8 protein-coding genes, 2 tRNA genes, 3 rRNA genes and 2 pseudogenes are annotated in these 15,989 nt (G+C 40.9%); 8 read left to right on the top strand and 7 right to left on the bottom strand.

Annotated elements, in window-relative coordinates; all coding sequences use genetic code 11:
- Window positions 1-432: 432 nt before the first annotated feature.
- Window positions 433-945: pseudogene (locus tag HEQ36_RS10610) on the top strand (ISAs1 family transposase); the annotation flags it as partial.
- A 301-nt stretch (window positions 946-1,246) separates the two neighbouring features.
- Window positions 1,247-2,464: a chromate efflux transporter gene (gene chrA, locus HEQ36_RS10605; RefSeq protein WP_168636896.1), complete on the top strand. Its 1,218-nt coding sequence runs from the start codon at window positions 1,247-1,249 to the stop codon at window positions 2,462-2,464.
- A 206-nt stretch (window positions 2,465-2,670) separates the two neighbouring features.
- Here the strand turns inward: chrA and HEQ36_RS10600 are convergent, their stop codons facing one another.
- The gene (locus HEQ36_RS10600; protein WP_290602942.1) at window positions 2,671-3,657 is read right to left on the bottom strand and encodes an ISH3 family transposase; all 987 of its coding nucleotides are present in this window, start codon (window positions 3,655-3,657) and stop codon (window positions 2,671-2,673) included.
- 204 nt (window positions 3,658-3,861) lie between these two features.
- Between HEQ36_RS10600 and HEQ36_RS10595 the strand changes: the two genes are divergently transcribed.
- The 4 genes and pseudogenes from HEQ36_RS10595 (at window position 3,862) to HEQ36_RS26005 (ending at window position 7,094) form a co-directional block, all read left to right on the top strand.
- Window positions 3,862-4,059 (top strand): hypothetical protein, encoded by a 198-nt coding sequence (locus HEQ36_RS10595; RefSeq protein ID WP_290707627.1) that lies wholly within the window; start codon window positions 3,862-3,864, stop codon window positions 4,057-4,059.
- A 311-nt stretch (window positions 4,060-4,370) separates the two neighbouring features.
- The gene (larE, locus tag HEQ36_RS10590) at window positions 4,371-5,195 is read left to right on the top strand and encodes an ATP-dependent sacrificial sulfur transferase LarE (RefSeq protein WP_190382966.1); all 825 of its coding nucleotides are present in this window, start codon (window positions 4,371-4,373) and stop codon (window positions 5,193-5,195) included.
- Window positions 5,196-5,479: 284 nt separating this feature from the next.
- The gene (locus HEQ36_RS10585) at window positions 5,480-5,731 is read left to right on the top strand and encodes a GIY-YIG nuclease family protein (RefSeq protein WP_338422775.1); all 252 of its coding nucleotides are present in this window, start codon (window positions 5,480-5,482) and stop codon (window positions 5,729-5,731) included.
- A gap of 167 nt (window positions 5,732-5,898) precedes the next feature.
- Window positions 5,899-7,094, top strand: a pseudogene (locus HEQ36_RS26005) (ISAzo13 family transposase).
- A gap of 645 nt (window positions 7,095-7,739) precedes the next feature.
- Here the strand turns inward: HEQ36_RS26005 and HEQ36_RS10570 are convergent.
- The 6 genes from HEQ36_RS10570 to HEQ36_RS10545 form a co-directional block, all read right to left on the bottom strand.
- The gene (locus HEQ36_RS10570) at window positions 7,740-8,606 is read right to left on the bottom strand and encodes a nuclease-related domain-containing protein (protein WP_168636899.1); all 867 of its coding nucleotides are present in this window, start codon (window positions 8,604-8,606) and stop codon (window positions 7,740-7,742) included.
- A 165-nt stretch (window positions 8,607-8,771) separates the two neighbouring features.
- Window positions 8,772-8,889 (bottom strand): 5S ribosomal RNA (rrf, locus tag HEQ36_RS10565).
- Between the two features lie 131 nt (window positions 8,890-9,020).
- A 23S ribosomal RNA gene (locus HEQ36_RS10560) occupies window positions 9,021-11,845 on the bottom strand.
- Between the two features lie 156 nt (window positions 11,846-12,001).
- Window positions 12,002-12,074, bottom strand: a tRNA-Ala gene (locus HEQ36_RS10555).
- A gap of 81 nt (window positions 12,075-12,155) precedes the next feature.
- A tRNA-Ile gene (locus HEQ36_RS10550) sits at window positions 12,156-12,229 on the bottom strand.
- A gap of 124 nt (window positions 12,230-12,353) precedes the next feature.
- A 16S ribosomal RNA gene (locus HEQ36_RS10545) occupies window positions 12,354-13,840 on the bottom strand.
- Together the 16S, 23S and 5S rRNA genes with 2 tRNA genes alongside form the textbook arrangement of a ribosomal RNA operon.
- A 313-nt stretch (window positions 13,841-14,153) precedes the next feature.
- Here HEQ36_RS10545 and glyQ point away from each other — a divergent pair.
- Together glyQ and HEQ36_RS10535 are read left to right on the top strand one after the other, a co-directional pair.
- Entirely contained in the window at window positions 14,154-15,035 is an 882-nt protein-coding gene (gene glyQ, locus HEQ36_RS10540; protein WP_053539358.1) for a glycine--tRNA ligase subunit alpha, read from the top strand.
- Between the two features lie 703 nt (window positions 15,036-15,738).
- Window positions 15,739-15,987, top strand: a complete 249-nt coding sequence (locus HEQ36_RS10535; RefSeq protein ID WP_027401636.1) for a hypothetical protein — start codon at window positions 15,739-15,741, stop codon at window positions 15,985-15,987.
- Window positions 15,988-15,989 lie beyond the last annotated feature (2 nt).

Raw genomic sequence — 15,989 nt, 5'->3', positions numbered from 1 at the left:
GGTAGGGGAGGTAGGGGAGGTAGGGGAGGGAAGAACAGAAGTTTTTTCCGATCATTACCCGTCAAAATAAATTTGACGAACTACTACACTCTCCTGAAATTATCAGCACCATACATCAATTTAACTAATTCGCTGTAAGTAACCCACTTTCTCTACTCCCTTTCCACTAGGTGTGCGTTGTTTTAGCGGAAATACGTCTAAATTTTATTGACAAAATACCAATTTAATGTATGAACCAATAAATCCCAATTTATTTATCCCTCTTCGGTCAGAGTGGGATAAGTAGTGAGACAGAATTAATTACACAATGTCATTGCGTAAGCGTTGCGTGGCGTTAGCCATATGGAACGTTGAAAACAAGGAGAGAAAATCTAGAAATGAAGTTACCACCAAAAATCACAATCGCAGATCACTTTAAAGATTTAGAAGACACAAGAGTTGAGAGCATTCAAAGAGGCTATAAACAAAGGATTTGAGGGATTCAAATATAGTGAATTCAGCACAAAAGAAGACGAGCATGGAGGAGAAGAAATCCGTCATTATCTCATGCTATCAGACATAAAATAAAGAATAGATCCAGACAATAAATGGCTAAATCTTCAAAGTGTAGGAATGGTAGAATATATACGACAACTCAATGGAAAAACTCAATTTAAAACCCGTTATTATATTAGTAGCTTGACGAATAATGCCGAATTATTAGGACAATCAGTCCACAGTCATTGGGGTATAGAAAACTCATTACATTGGGTTTTGGATGTAGCTTTTAGAGAAGATGATTGTCGGATAAGAAAGGATAACGCACCACAAAACTTTGCAGTTCTCCGTCATATAGCAGTTAATCTTTTAGGAAAAGAAAAAAGCCAAAAACTAGGAACTAAAAGTAAGCGTTTTTGTGCAGGATGGGATGATGAATATTTAGAAAAGATTTTAGAATGTATCTGATAAAAATCATAAAATATAGACAAACATAAATATAAACAATTTATTTTTCTGTTGATTCTACAATAGAATCTAGATTTTTGATGTCAAAAAATATAGCTATTAATATATAGAACTTAACAAAATAAATCCATCATCAAAAATAAATAATTACTCTAAATTTATTAAATTTTTAGGATACTAATAAAGGAATTTATCAGATTTTGAATGAAATGACATATTTTTCCATATTGATGCACTAATATAGTATTTTATCAAGATAATTTAGATGCGTTTCCCCTGACCCCCTTGCGGAGTATAGATTATGCAAGTTAGGCAGTACAACTTATTATTTAGTCGGTTGGGTGAAATAGCTACACTCTTTTTTAAACTAGGTGTTATTGGCTTTGGTGGACCAGTTGCCCATATTGCCATGATTGAAGATGAAGTGGTGAAGCGTCGTCGGTGGTTGACACAAGACCATTTTCTCGATTTATTAGGTGCAACCAATTTGATTCCTGGTCCCAATTCCACTGAAATGGCAATTCATGTGGGATATATTTATGCAGGATGGGCAGGGTTGATTGTCTCAGGTGTTTGTTTTATATTACCTGCGGTTTTAATAACAGGTATATTTGCCTGGATTTATGTTAATTATGGTAGTCTACCTCAAATTGCACCTTTACTTTATGGTATCAAACCTGCTGTTTTAGCGGTTATTGTCAATGCCCTCTGGGGGTTAGCAAAAAAAGCGGTTAAAAACCATCAATTACTGATTATTGCTATAGCTGTAGGACTATTGATATTAATTCGGCAAGTGAATGAAGTAATTGCCTTATTGTTTGGGGGATTACTAGGTATGATTTGGTTACATCCTAGAAATCAAGACAAACCACCAGGAAATAAACCTAACTTATTGATTGCTGTCTTAACTACAGGCGCAACTTTACAGACAACATCTACAATTAGTGCTATGGCAGGTACATCTATTCCTTTATGGCAATTAGGTTGGTTTTTTCTGAAAGTTGGTAGTGTTTTGTTTGGTGGTGGCTATGTGTTAATTGCATTTTTGCAAGGGGGATTAGTTCAAGAATATGGCTGGTTAACACAACAGCAGTTACTAGATGCGATCGCTATTGGTCAATTTACCCCTGGTCCAGTGCTGTCTACGGCCACCTTTATCGGTTATGTCTTAGCTGGTGTACCTGGTGCGATAGTAGCAACCATTGGTATTTTCCTACCATCTTTTCTCTTCGTTGCTGCCTTAAATCCGATTATTCCCCGTTTACGCAGTTCTGCTTGGACAAGATCATTTTTAGATGCTGTGAATGCCAGTGCTGTAGCACTGATGGTAGTAGCTGCCTTGCAACTGGGAATAGCTACTTTAAAAATAGCAAAACCACCCTATGTAGATATTTTGGGGATAGCGATCGCACTCATCTCCACAGTTTTGATTACTCGCTACCGCATCAATGCTGCTTGGCTAGTTTTAGGTAGTAGTTTAATTGGTTATGGTGCTATGGCTTTAGGTTATATCAAATAAAATACCTGTTATGGGTGTAGATAGAGCAAACAATCCCAGCAACAGTAAACCAAAAAGTTTTTCCCAAAAAGCGATTCCTATAAAACACTGATGCTATCATCAAACAATCAGTAATATAAAATACTTTTTAATTCCCAGTGTTCTAACCAGTAGATATCATATAGATAACAATTACTTATGATTGGCTGGGTAATAATTTCTTGACGCTAACCGGATGGAATATAAATGCTTTCAACGACTTGATATTTCCTCTGTAGGGCTTGAGATAAAAAAGCTAACATCTGTTTGAGTGTGAAAAGTGTGCGATAAATTAATCGACTACCCTTCCTTTTACGGCTGATTTTGAGCCATAGTAGATTCACCCAGATATTAACTAGAAGAAAGGATATTCCAATGAATAGTAATCTCAAAACTGGATTTTTGTTATTCGTCTTAATTCGACAAATATTTTTCAGACGATAACTAGTTTCAATGCCAAATCTTTTTCGATAATCTTGATAGATATAATTTAAATTTGTTTTGACCTTATAAGCAAGATAAACAAAGTATTGAACTCCATGCTTTTTATGCTTTCCCTTTCTATATTTACAGACAATCCATAAATCAAATGTGACGAAATCATCTTTGTCTCTTGTAATGGTATAGGTAGTTTTATAACTTTTTTTACCCTTGAGAAATTGTTTGATTCCTCCTTTTTTTCCAGTCTTGATAGCAGGCATAAGAAAGGGGATATCTAATGCCTGTAACCATCTAATTACAGGAGTATTAAAAAATCCTCTATCCAAGTAGAGTTTTTTTACATTTATTTTGAGGGGTTCAAGTTCTGCTAATAAATAAGTAATTAAAGCCACACTAGTATCTAATTGGCGAACACCTCTTATTGCCAGAGTTACACGCTTATTATTACTAATAACGTATAAAGTGGCATAGGCGTAAAATGAATTAGTACCAGATTTAGCTTCACTTCGATATATGTAGGGTAATTCTGACGGTGTTGGTTTACCATAATAACAAATTAAATTTAAATCAATCGCTATTTTTAAACACCCCTTTTTTAATCCTAAAGGAATTCGACTTTTTAATGCTTGATTTATTTGCGCTTCTAATTCCTCAAAATTATTAATTTTATTGAGATGATATCTAATATCATTAGCTGTCGGAATATTTTTTAACAATTTAGCTGTGTTTTCAATACTGTCTCCAGTGCTGGCTGCTTTAACCAGAATCTCGAATAAAGTTTGTTGGTCACAGGCTCCTTGCGTTTCAATCGAAAAATTTTCTACTAAACACTGAATAACCTGCGTCTTGGGTTTCTGAGTCGGTTAAAACGAGTTCTTCTGTAGATTCGCCCTGCGTGGCTTTTGTTAGAGATGAAACAGTCAATTTTTTCAACCAATATGCTACACACTACATTCATCATTTCATATTTTGACCCAGTGCAAATTACTATAACTATTTCTTATGTATTTAGTATTTTATATCACATAAATGTCTATCGTATTTTGTTGTTGATGCCTGCTTCGTCTGTAGCAATAGCGTTAGCATTCCGTAAAAATCGCTCTTTGGGAAAAACTTTTTGGTTTACTGAGCAATGAATATTGAGCAAATCGGTTGAAAAATGTACGGCGTTTTGGTAAAAATGGTATTTTCATGGGAGAAATTTCTGGTAACTGTTCACACTCCCCCCCTATCTTTAACGAGAGATCAAGGGTTTCGATAATTTTAGAGGGGGGGGGAGTGAATAACTACAAATTTGGTATTAAAAACAATGAAACCCTTTATTTATATGGGTTATGGGGTAAATAAACTCATATCTGGCATAACAGGTACGGAAGAACCGAAAATGATGAAGTCAATAATCGATGACTAAAATAGAAGTGATTAGGCGTTATGGGGTTTTAGTAGAATGAGTTGGACAGAAAAACTAGAGCAGTTAAAAGAGTTATTTATAGAAATGGATCAGGCTTTAATAGCCTATTCGGGAGGAGTTGACAGTACATTGGTGGCTAAGATTGCTTATGATGTGTTAGGCGATCGCGCATTGGCTGTAACTGCGGTTTCTCCTTCTCTATTACCAGAAGAATTAGAAGACGCGAAAATTCAAGCCGCAACCATCGGAATTTCTCATAAAGTTGTCCAAACACAGGAAATGGACAATCCCAATTACACATCTAATCCAGTCAATCGTTGTTATTTTTGCAAAAGTGAATTACACGACACCCTCAAACCCTTGGCCTTAGAGTTGGGTTATCCTTATGTAGTAGATGGTGTAAATGCCGATGATTTACATGATTATCGTCCCGGAATTCAAGCTGCAAAAGAAAGGGGTGCGCGATCGCCTTTAGCAGAAATCGGTGTTACCAAAGCCGAAGTTCGGCAAATTTCCCAACAATTAGGTTTACCTTGGTGGGACAAACCCGCTCAACCCTGTTTAAGTTCGCGCTTTCCCTACGGTGAAGAAATTACCATTGCCAAATTACAGCGAGTCGGTAGAGCCGAAATTTATTTACGAAATTTAGGTTGGCAAAATTTACGAGTCCGTTCTGAAGGTGATACAGCCAGAATTGAATTATCACCGGATAAAATTAAAGATTTTGTCTCAACTACAGATTTACCAACTTTAGTATCCGCATTTCAAAACTGGGGATTTATCTATGTCACCTTAGACTTAGAAGGCTATCGTAGTGGTAAATTAAATCAGGTTTTACCTCAAATTGCATTAACAAACTAGGGCTGATTCTTCTAAACTTGATGATTGTCAACTTTAGAAGAATTTCTCACATATTCCCTAAAAACTGAAGATAATTGAAACAAGATTTTATCATTTTTTCTTTTCGTGACTAACGTTAAACTGTGGAATAATTCTTATGGAATTACCCTGATTGTTTTTATGTCCGCAAAAGAATCTGATCTAAAAATTCAGGCTCAAGTAATATTAGATGCAATAGCTTTTACTTCCTTTGAGCAATGTCAACCCTTAAACCGCAGGTTTGATAACATACTCGAAGTCCTGGTATCTACGCTATTAGACACAAAACGGAAGGATTACTTTACATTGGTAAAGCACAAAATCTACGTAGTCGTTTCAGTGGAGGTCACAAAGCTTTTTTATGGGCATGGCTAGATAAATATAGAGACGAAGATGTGCGTATTGCAGTACAAGCAATTTCTCATTGGGAAAATCCTGGGCTATTATTGGAATTAGAAGCAATTATTCTCAGAGCTACTGAACCTCCTTACAACGTTCAAATACCAAGTGAGCAGTAACATTATGCAAGTAGAACTTTTAGAGCAACTTTCCGCTACTGACGCTAAAATTATCTTAGAACGCTTAGGAATGTGGATTAAATAAAATGCAGAAGTTGTGACAGGGGTATAGTAGACTAAAGAAGTAGGTATTAGGGAACAATATCGTGATAGAAATCTACTCTCCAATGCTAGAAAAGCAGATGCAAGATTACTATGAATCTCTATCGGAGAAAGACCGTAGGCGGTATGCAGCGATTGAAGCAAAAAAGCTTGGGTACGGGGGGATTGGATACATAAGTAAATTGTTGGGATGTAACTACAGAACAATCAATAGAGGGATGGAGGATCTGGAACAGCCGAGTAAAACCAGCAGTCCAAGAATTCGCCGTCCAGGAGGAGGAAGAAAAAAAGCACTGTTAACGATACCTGGAATCAATGAAGCATTCCTGACGGTAATAGAAACACACACAGCAGGTTCGCCAATGGACGAGGATATTAAATGGACAAACTTAACTCGTCAACAAATAGCAGACTTATTAGCCGAAAAAGGCATAAATATCAGTGTTACAGTTGTAGACCAATTACTCTGGGAACATAAATTTCGTAAACGCAAAGCAGTGAAAATGATTGCGTGTGGAAGTAGCGAAAATCGTAATGAGCAGTTTGAGAAGATTGAAAGCCTTAAAACCCAGTATTTTGCTGAGGGTAACCCAGTGATTAGTATGGACAGTAAAAAAAAGAGTTAATTGGCAATTTATATAGAGAAGGAAGTATTTATACTGATGCTCCAATCAAGGTATTAGACCACGACTTTCCATCTTTGGCAACAGGAATAGCAATTCCACATGGGTTATATGATTTAAAGGATAACATTGGTTTTATACAAATTGGTACTAGCCATGACACCAGCGAATTTGCCTGTGATTCAATCCGTTATTGGTGGAATAATTATGGCAAAAACCGCTACCAATTGGCTACCTCTATACTACTGTTATGTGATGGTGGTGGTAGCAACAGTTCTCGTTACTATGTATTCAAAGAAGCATTACAAGCTTTGGTGAATGAAATTGGAATTGAAATTCGCATTGCTCACTATCCTCCTTATACATCTAAGTACAATCCGATTGAGCATCGGCTGTTTCCACATCTAAGTCGGGCTTGTAAAGGTGTTATTTTCGACAGTGTTAACACTGTAGCTAAACTGATGGCAAAAGCTACTACTCAGAAAGGGTTACAGGTTTTTACGACCATCATTGATAAAGCCTACCAAACCGGTAAGAAAGTTGCTGAGGGTTTTAAAGAAACAATGGAGATTTTCTTTGATGATTTTTTGCCACAGTGGAACTATACTGCTAAACCACAACAACATTTAGAATTGTAAGTTATTTAATCCACATTCCTTACCAGAAAAAATCAAAGCAGCTTTAATTGCCCGTGCTGCTGAAATTGACTATCCAGTAGAAGCTATTATTGAAATGGCGTTCACGTAAGTAGGTGAACACAATAAAACCAAACTGTGTAAAGAAACGTAAAATCGCCCAAACCCTCTTCACTCTTGCCTCTTGCCTCTTGCCTCTTGCCTTTTGCCTTGCCATAACGACAATTTTCAACGCCAACCTACTTAGTGTCTCTGAAAGAGAATCGCTAGTTTCCTAGATACCGAAGCATTAGGTTTCGCAGACTGCAAACCAGGACGAGGACAATAGCAAACAACAAATATATATTAGTATTATTTTAAACTAATATATGATACGTAATTTACTAATATTTACAAATAATTATATACAAATCTTCCTCTATTTTAACTGTTGTGATAGAGAATAAAATCATTAACAGATGAACTTAAACCCTCTTTTAAATTGAGTATTTGAGTATTCACAAATTATTAGATATTTCTTGCTATCTTATTACAGAATGATTAAAAGATTTAAAAAATTCCAGATACCGTGATTGATCTAAATCAAGAATAAAAAGATTACGACGACATCTAGTAATGGCTGTATATATTAGTTCATCTGTAGTAAAATTATTGTCGAGTGATGAAATCATGATAATTTTTTATATAAAAACAACCCCAAGAAAAATCTTCACGCACTTGACTAATTTTGTCGTGTATATAATTTTTAAGCGTTATATTATATGTTAATATCAGAATATTAGGATGATTATCTGGACTTGATGAAACAGAACTGGATATTATTTTTAAAGCATTTACAGCCCTTTTTGCTAAAATACAAGTTTTTCCTGAACCTGCTACACCTTTTATTTTTCGTTGTTTTACTGGACTATTAATTAGTTCTTGTTGTTTAGAGGTATATTCTATAGGTTTTCCTTCCTCTCTTGAATGATATGGAGGTTGTAAATGACGTTTAAAGCTTTTGTAAAGAGTATCATTAAAAAATCTTGACTGTCTATGTAGATAATGTTTACGTAAAAATTGATTTAATGAATTTCTATTGAGTGAATCTTTACCTAAAATAACTAAATGACTAAGAAATCTTCGATATCTTTCGTTTTCATCGTCTTGAAATTTACCAGTTAAGAAATTATCAACCTTATCATAATTTTCACAATGAAAATAGATAGCACAGCTTACTACTCCCCAAGGGTTAGAATTTTCAATATGCAAATCATAAAGATTTTGCTTATAGCTGAGAACTTGATCAATAGGAGATTTTATTCTTGACCATTTTTTATGATCTTGAGTAACAAACCAATGTTTTTTATCATTGATGTCATAACTACCTAAATTCCAGTCTTTTACTTCAAAAATCATCACTCCCGCATCGGGACGCATAAGAATGATATCTGGACGATCTCCATTCAGAAAAGGTTGAAAATATATTTCATAATTATTATCCAAATTTTCCGATAAAAATTTAAGTAAATGCAACTCACCCTCAGTAGGTTTCGGGCGTAATTGATGAATTTGTTCTAATCAAGGAAAAACTTGTGCCATAAAAAACTACAGTGATAGTTGTATCAACTATATCATATCTAGCAAAAAACAAAACCTCCACTAAATAAATAGAGGAGGCATTGTTGTATTAAATAATAGACCTGGCATCGAGCTATTTTCACGTGGGGCTACCCCCAAACTATCGTCGCCGCAGCAGCGTTTCACCTCTGAGTTCGGGAAGGGATCAGTGTGGTTCCACCGCGCCATAGACACCAGGAAAGACTGGAGGGGGGCAGGGTGCGGGGGGAAAGAAGAATCTTTGTCTCCCTTGCTCCCTGCTCCCCTGCCTCTTACAGAAGCCCTGAAGACTGCATTTGAGAAAGAGAAATCACAATAACAAATTGAATAGAGGTCAAGCCCTCGGTCTATTAGTACCCCTCAGCTTCATACATTACTGTACTTCCACTTAGAGCCTATTAACGGGTGTTCTGCCCGTGACCTTACCTACTTTTTGTAGTGAGAGTACTCATCTTGAGGTGGGCTTCCCACTTAGATGCTTTCAGCGGTTATCCTCTCCGCACTTGGCTACCCAGCGTTTACTGTTGGTACAATAACTGGTACACCAGCGGTGCGTTCCTCCCGGTCCTCTCGTACTAAGGAGGACTCCTCTCAATACTCTTGCGCCTGCACCGGATATGGACCGAACTGTCTCACGACGTTCTGAACCCAGCTCACGTACCGCTTTAATGGGCGAACAGCCCAACCCTTGGGACGTACTTCCGCCCCAGGTTGCGATGAGCCGACATCGAGGTGCCAAACCTCCCCGTCGATGTGGACTCTTGGGGGAGATCAGCCTGTTATCCCTAGAGTAACTTTTATCCGTTGAGCGACGGCCATTCCACTCTGCGCCGTCGGATCACTAAGGCCTACTTTCGTACCTGCTCGACTTGTCGGTCTTGCAGTCAAGCTCCCTTCTGCCTTTACACTCTTCGCACGGTTTCCAAGCGTGCTGAGGGAACCTTTGCGCGCCTCCGTTACCTTTTAGGAGGCGACCGCCCCAGTCAAACTGCCCACCTGAAACTGTTCCCCGACCGGCTTACGGTCGTGGGTTAGAATTCTAGCTTCGCCAGAGTGGTATCTCACCGTTAGCTCCTTATTCCCCAAAAGGAATAACTCACCGCTTCCCACCTATCCTGCGCAAGCGAAGCCCGAACACAATTCCAGGCTACAGTAAAGCTTCATAGGGTCTTTCTGTCCAGGTGCAGGCAGTCCGTATCTTCACAGACATTCCTATTTCGCCGAGTCTCTCTCTGAGACACCATCCAAATCGTTACGCCTTTCGTGCGGGTCGGAACTTACCCGACAAGGAATTTCGCTACCTTAGGACCGTTATAGTTACGGCCGCCGTTCACCGGGGCTTCGGTCGCCAGCTTCACTTTCGCTGACCAGCTTCCTTAACCTTCCGGCACTGGGCAGGCGTCAGCCCCCATACGTCCTCTTGCGAGTTGGCGGAGACCTGTGTTTTTGGTAAACAGTCGCTTGGATCTCTTCACTGCGACCCACTTCTTAGGTGGGCACCCCTTCTTCCGAAGTTACGGGGCCATTTTGCCGAGTTCCTTAGAGAGAGTTATCTCGCGCCCCTTGGTATTCTCAACCTCCCTACCTGTGTCGGTTTCGGGTACGGGTGTTCTATCTTCATCACATAGACAGCTTTTCTTGGCACTATCCTTCACCACGCAGAGTTCGTAAACTCCTCCCAAACCAATCAGGGTATGGCTATCTTTCATGCGTCCCTATCTATGCTCCCACAGAACAGTAAGTGACTATTGACACTTTGTCCATCGACTACGCCGTTCGGCCTCGCCTTAGGTCCCGACTAACCCAGAGTGGACGAACCTGGCTCTGGAACCCTTAGGGTTTCGGGGTGTATGATTCTCACATACATTTGCGCTACTCAAGCCGACATTCTCACTTCCGTTTCGTCCACAGCTGCTCGCCGCTACTGCTTCTACCTACGACGGAACGCTCCCCTACCGATTATGATTAGTAATCCCACAGCTTCGGTACATCACTTAGCCCCGTTCATTTTCGGCGCAAGATCGCTTGACTAGTGAGCTATTACGCACTCTTTCAAGGGTGGCTGCTTCTAGGCAAACCTCCTAGTTGTCTAGGCAATCTCACCTCCTTTATCACTTAGTGATGATTTGGGGACCTTAGCTGGTGGTCTGGGCTGTTTCCCTCTTGACAATGAAGCTTATCCCCCACTGTCTCACTGGCTGTGTGTTCTCTGGGTATTCTGAGTTTGTCTCGATTTGGTACCGGTCTCCCAGCCCGCACCGAAACAGTGCTTTACCCCCCAGATTTAATCACAACCGCTGCGCCTCAACACATTTCGGGGAGAACCAGCTAGCTCCTGGTTCGATTGGTATTTCACCCCTAACCACACCTCATCCGCCGATTTTTCAACATCGGTCGGTTCGGACCTCCACTTGGTGTTACCCAAGCTTCATCCTGGACATGGTTAGATCACCAGGGTTCGGGTCTATAAACACTGATCTTCGCCCTCTTCAGACTCGGTTTCCCTTTGGCTCCAGCATTCTCGCTTTAACCTACCAGTGCCTATAAGTCGCCGGCTCATTCTTCAACAGGCACGCGGTCATCCGTTAAATCGGACTCCCACTGCTTGTAAGCTTATGGTTTCATGTTCTATTTCACTCCCCTTCCGGGGTTCTTTTCACCTTTCCCTCGCGGTACTTGTTCACTATCGGTCACACAGTAGTATTTAGCCTTACGAGGTGGTCCTCGCTGATTCACATGGAATTCCTCGTGCTCCATGCTACTCGGGATTCAGCTACTATCCTTTGACTTTCAACTACGGGACTTTCACCCCCTCTGGTACAGTATTTAGCTGTTTCGTCTAGTCTCTAGATTCGATATCGCTGTCCCACGACCCCAAAGGATAAATCCCTTGGTTTAGGCTCTTCCCCTTTCGCTCACCACTACTTAGGGAATCTCTAGTTTGATTTCTCTTCCTCCAGCTACTAAGATGTTTCAGTTCGCTGGGTTGGCTCTTTCCTGTCTATATATTCAACAGGTAGTACATAGGGTTGCCCCATTCGGACATTTCCGGCTCTTAGTTTGCTTCCAACTCCCCGGAACATTTCGTCGGTAACCACGTCCTTCTTCGCCTCTGTGTGCCTAGGTATCCACCATTAGCCCTTATTAGCTTGACCACATTTTCTGCTTGTTTGCTTTCACATCCATCTCAATGTCTGTGTCTGCCTGCTTTTTCTCTTTCTCTTATGCAGTTTTCAAGGTTCTGGCTGGAATTTAACCCAGCAGTCAAAAACTATTATCAATAGTTTCAGTTGCTGTTCTTTTTCCAAATGTGGAGGTTAGCGGACTCGAACCGCTGACATCCTGCTTGCAAAGCAGGCGCTCTACCAACTGAGCTAAACCCCCAAAAAGAACTCAAAATTTCTAGTCATGCTTCAAAAATATTTAATTTTGACTTTTGACTTTTGATTTTTGACTTCCTTCAGGTGGGCCATCCTGGACTCGAACCAGGGACCTCACCCTTATCAGGGGTGCGCTCTAACCACCTGAGCTAATAGCCCTTATCGAACCAAACCATAGTTTGAAAGCTTTACTTCAAGTCTGCGACCGACCTAGGTTAGACCAATTTAGTTTCTATTCACAATTTGCATTGCTTTCGAGTTCTAAATGGATTAGGTCTCCCTAAAAGGAGGTGATCCAGCCACACCTTCCGGTACGGCTACCTTGTTACGACTTCACCCCAGTCATCAGTCCTACCTTAGGCATCCCCCTCCTTGCGGTTGGGGTAACGACTTCGGGCGTGACCAACTTCCATGGTGTGACGGGCGGTGTGTACAAGGCCCGGGAACGAATTCACTGCAGTATGCTGACCTGCAATTACTAGCGATTCCTCCTTCACGAAGGCGAGTTGCAGCCTTCGATCTGAACTGAGCTACGGTTTATGAGATTCGCATCACATCGCTGTGTAGCTGCCCTTTGTCCGTAGCATTGTAGTACGTGTGTAGCCCAAGACGTAAGGGGCATGCTGACTTGACGTCATCCCCACCTTCCTCCGGTTTGTCACCGGCAGTCTCTCTAGAGTGCCCAACTTAATGCTGGCAACTAAAAACGAGGGTTGCGCTCGTTGCGGGACTTAACCCAACATCTCACGACACGAGCTGACGACAGCCATGCACCACCTGTGTTCACGCTCCCGAAGGCACTTCCATCTTTCAACGGAATTCGTGACATGTCAAGCCTTGGTAAGGTTCTTCGCGTTGCATCGAATTAAACCACATACTCCACCGCTTGTGCGGGCCCCCGTCAATTCCTTTGAGTTTCACAGTTGCCTGCGTACTCCCCAGGCGGGATACTTAACGCGTTAGCTACGGCACAGCTCGGGTCGATACGAGCTACGCCTAGTATCCATCGTTTACGGCTAGGACTACTGGGGTATCTAATCCCATTCGCTCCCCTAGCTTTCGTCCCTCAGTGTCAGTCTTGGCCTAGCAGAGCGCCTTCGCCACCGGTGTTCTTCCTGATATCTACGCATTTCACCGCTACACCAGGAATTCCCTCTGCCCCGACCACACTCTAGCTTTGTAGTTTCCACTGCTTTTATTTGGTTGAGCCAAACTCTTTAACAGCAGACTTACAATGCCACCTGCGGACCCTTTACGCCCAATCATTCCGGATAACGCTTGCATCCTCCGTATTACCGCGGCTGCTGGCACGGAGTTAGCCGATGCTTATTCCTCAGGTACCGTCATTCTGTTCTTCCCTGAGAAAAGAGGTTTACAACCCAAGAGCCTTCCTCCCTCACGCGGTATTGCTCCGTCAGGCTTTCGCCCATTGCGGAAAATTCCCCACTGCTGCCTCCCGTAGGAGTCTGGGCCGTGTCTCAGTCCCAGTGTGGCTGATCATCCTCTCAGACCAGCTACTGATCGTCGCCTTGGTAGGCTCTTACCCCACCAACTAGCTAATCAGACGCAAGCTCTTCTTCAGGCAGCAAGCCTTTCACCTCTCGGCACATTGGGTATTAGCCACCGTTTCCAGTGGTTGTCCCCAACCTGAAGGTAGATTCTTACGCGTTACTCACCCGTCCGCCACTATCTCCGAAAAGACCGTTCGACTTGCATGTGTTAAGCATACCGCCAGCGTTCATCCTGAGCCAGGATCAAACTCTCCATTTTGGTTCGTCTGTTATAAAGCTCTTTCTTAACCGTTTTTACAACCACGGTCAGGTTATTTTCTTTCTCTGACGCAGGGTACTTGTTGTATTCTGGCTTTCAAACTATAATATTTTCAAGGTTCGGTGTGCTGTTCAGTGTTGCCTCTTTTTGGCTGCTCTGTTCGGCACTTATTTAATATATCCAATCTACTTTGGTTTGTCAACTACTTTAGCAAACTTTTTTCGGCTTGTTTTTTATTTGCCTGAAAACTGCTCATAATGCTGGGTTTAGTCCACAATAGGTTAGGCATTGTTGACTCAAGGAAGAGTAGATAGTGAATTTTCAGTCAGTAATAGCGATATTGCATCAGTTTTGGGAACAGCATGGGTGCTTGATTGCCCAGCCCTATGATATGGAGAAGGGCGCGGGTACTAAGAATCCCCATACTTTTTTGAGGGCTTTGGGACCTGAACCTTGGTCTGTGGCTTATGTTGAACCTTGTCGTCGTCCGACTGATGGACGTTACGGCGAAAATCCGAATCGGTTTCAGCATTATTATCAATATCAAGTCTTGATTAAGCCGTCACCGGATGATATTCAGGAAATTTATCTGGATTCTTTACGGGCGTTAGGGATTTGTCCTGAAGACCACGATATTCGGTTTGTGGAGGATAATTGGGAAGATGCGACGGTGGGGGCTTGGGGTACTGGCTGGGAAGTGTGGTTAGATGGGATGGAAATTACTCAATTTACATATTTCCAGCAATGTGGTGGTATTGATTGCCGTCCTGTGTCTATTGAGATCACTTATGGTTTGGAGCGATTGGTGATGTACCTTCAGCAAGTGGAGGCAATTACTAAGATTCAGTGGACTGATAACATTACTTATGGTGATGTTCATCTTCAGGGTGAGATTGAACAGTGTACTTATAATTTTGAAGCGTCGAATCCTGAGATGTTGCTGACGCTGTTTGGTTTATATGAGCAAGAGGCTACACAATTAACGGAACGAGGATTGGTTTTACCTAGTTTGGATTATGTGATTAAGTGTTCTCATGCTTTTAATTTGCTTGATGCTAGAGGGGTAATTTCTGTGACGGAACGGACTCGTTACATTACTAGGATTCGGCATTTGGCGAGGAAGGTGGCTCATTTATATGTTGAGCAAAGGGAAAAGTTAGGTTTTCCACTTTTGATGAATACTTTAGAAGATTAATCTTAGGGACTTCCAATTAAAAAAATACCCAAAAATCTCTTGTGGTGCGGGCATCTTGCCCGCTAATCATCAAGGACGGGCAGGATGCCCATCCCACAAAATTGGGTAATTTATTTTTTGGTGTTCCCTTAAGCAATCGGATTTTTATTCAGATTTTTTTCAATACCTTTGATATACATAGGACTCCTATTTGATTTTTGAACAAAACTCGGTACACCTTAATATTCTGGAATCGTTTTGCCTCTTGCCTTCCTAAGTAGAAAAATATGGCTAACGCCGCGCTCCGCTATCAGGAATCAAACCGGATTCCTAGGCTTGGTGCTTTGGCATTTATTTTGATTTATGATGCAGACGAGTGGAATAATTATCTGTCTTAGTTATATTTTGGGTTTGCTGTTTACGGCAATTCCTTGGGGATGGTGACAAGTTCGTAAGAAAATTGGGCGATCGCAAGCTCGTTTATTAGGTGTTCCTGAATGTCCCCTTGTCAGTGCAATGGTTTTGGGTGGTAAAGCCGTTGATTTACCTTATAAGAGACTAGTGGTCTGTCAAGCTTAAAATTGTCTGTATCCAATTTTGGGAATCTTTGATTTGAGAACCGATTAAACACAAAAACAAAATTGACAGGCCACTAGATAATTCTTTTCATTATGGTGCGACGTGGTTAACAATGGAGAAGATGTATTTTTAGTAGTGTAAATTTATGCCTAGAACTCCTAACGAATATGCTGTCTTTTTGCTGTTAGACAATGGACATCGGGAAGAAGTGCGTTTTTCTACCTTTCCAGAATTTCAAAAATGGTATAGCGGCGTATTAACTCCAAAGCAGGATTCAAATGAGTTTATTAACGTACCGATTAAGAATATTCAAGGCGAATATCTAGTGGTGCGTCCGTCCAAGATTGCAGGAATTCGGGTAGAACCTGTTTTTAATTCTAGTATTGAAAGATAAAC

It is taken from the genome of Anabaena sp. 54 (assembly GCF_017355725.1).
In the GTDB taxonomy this organism is placed as follows: domain Bacteria; phylum Cyanobacteriota; class Cyanobacteriia; order Cyanobacteriales; family Nostocaceae; genus Dolichospermum; species Dolichospermum heterosporum.
This window is presented reverse-complemented; position numbering and strand designations above follow the sequence as displayed.

Coding starts and splice junctions, on each gene's coding strand:
- chrA (WP_168636896.1), top strand. CDS start 1,247: ATGCAAGTTAGGCAGTACAACTTATTATTTAGTCGGTTGGGTGAAATA.
- HEQ36_RS10595 (WP_290707627.1), top strand. CDS start 3,862: ATGCTACACACTACATTCATCATTTCATATTTTGACCCAGTGCAAATT.
- larE (WP_190382966.1), top strand. CDS start 4,371: ATGAGTTGGACAGAAAAACTAGAGCAGTTAAAAGAGTTATTTATAGAA.
- HEQ36_RS10535 (WP_027401636.1), top strand. CDS start 15,739: ATGCCTAGAACTCCTAACGAATATGCTGTCTTTTTGCTGTTAGACAAT.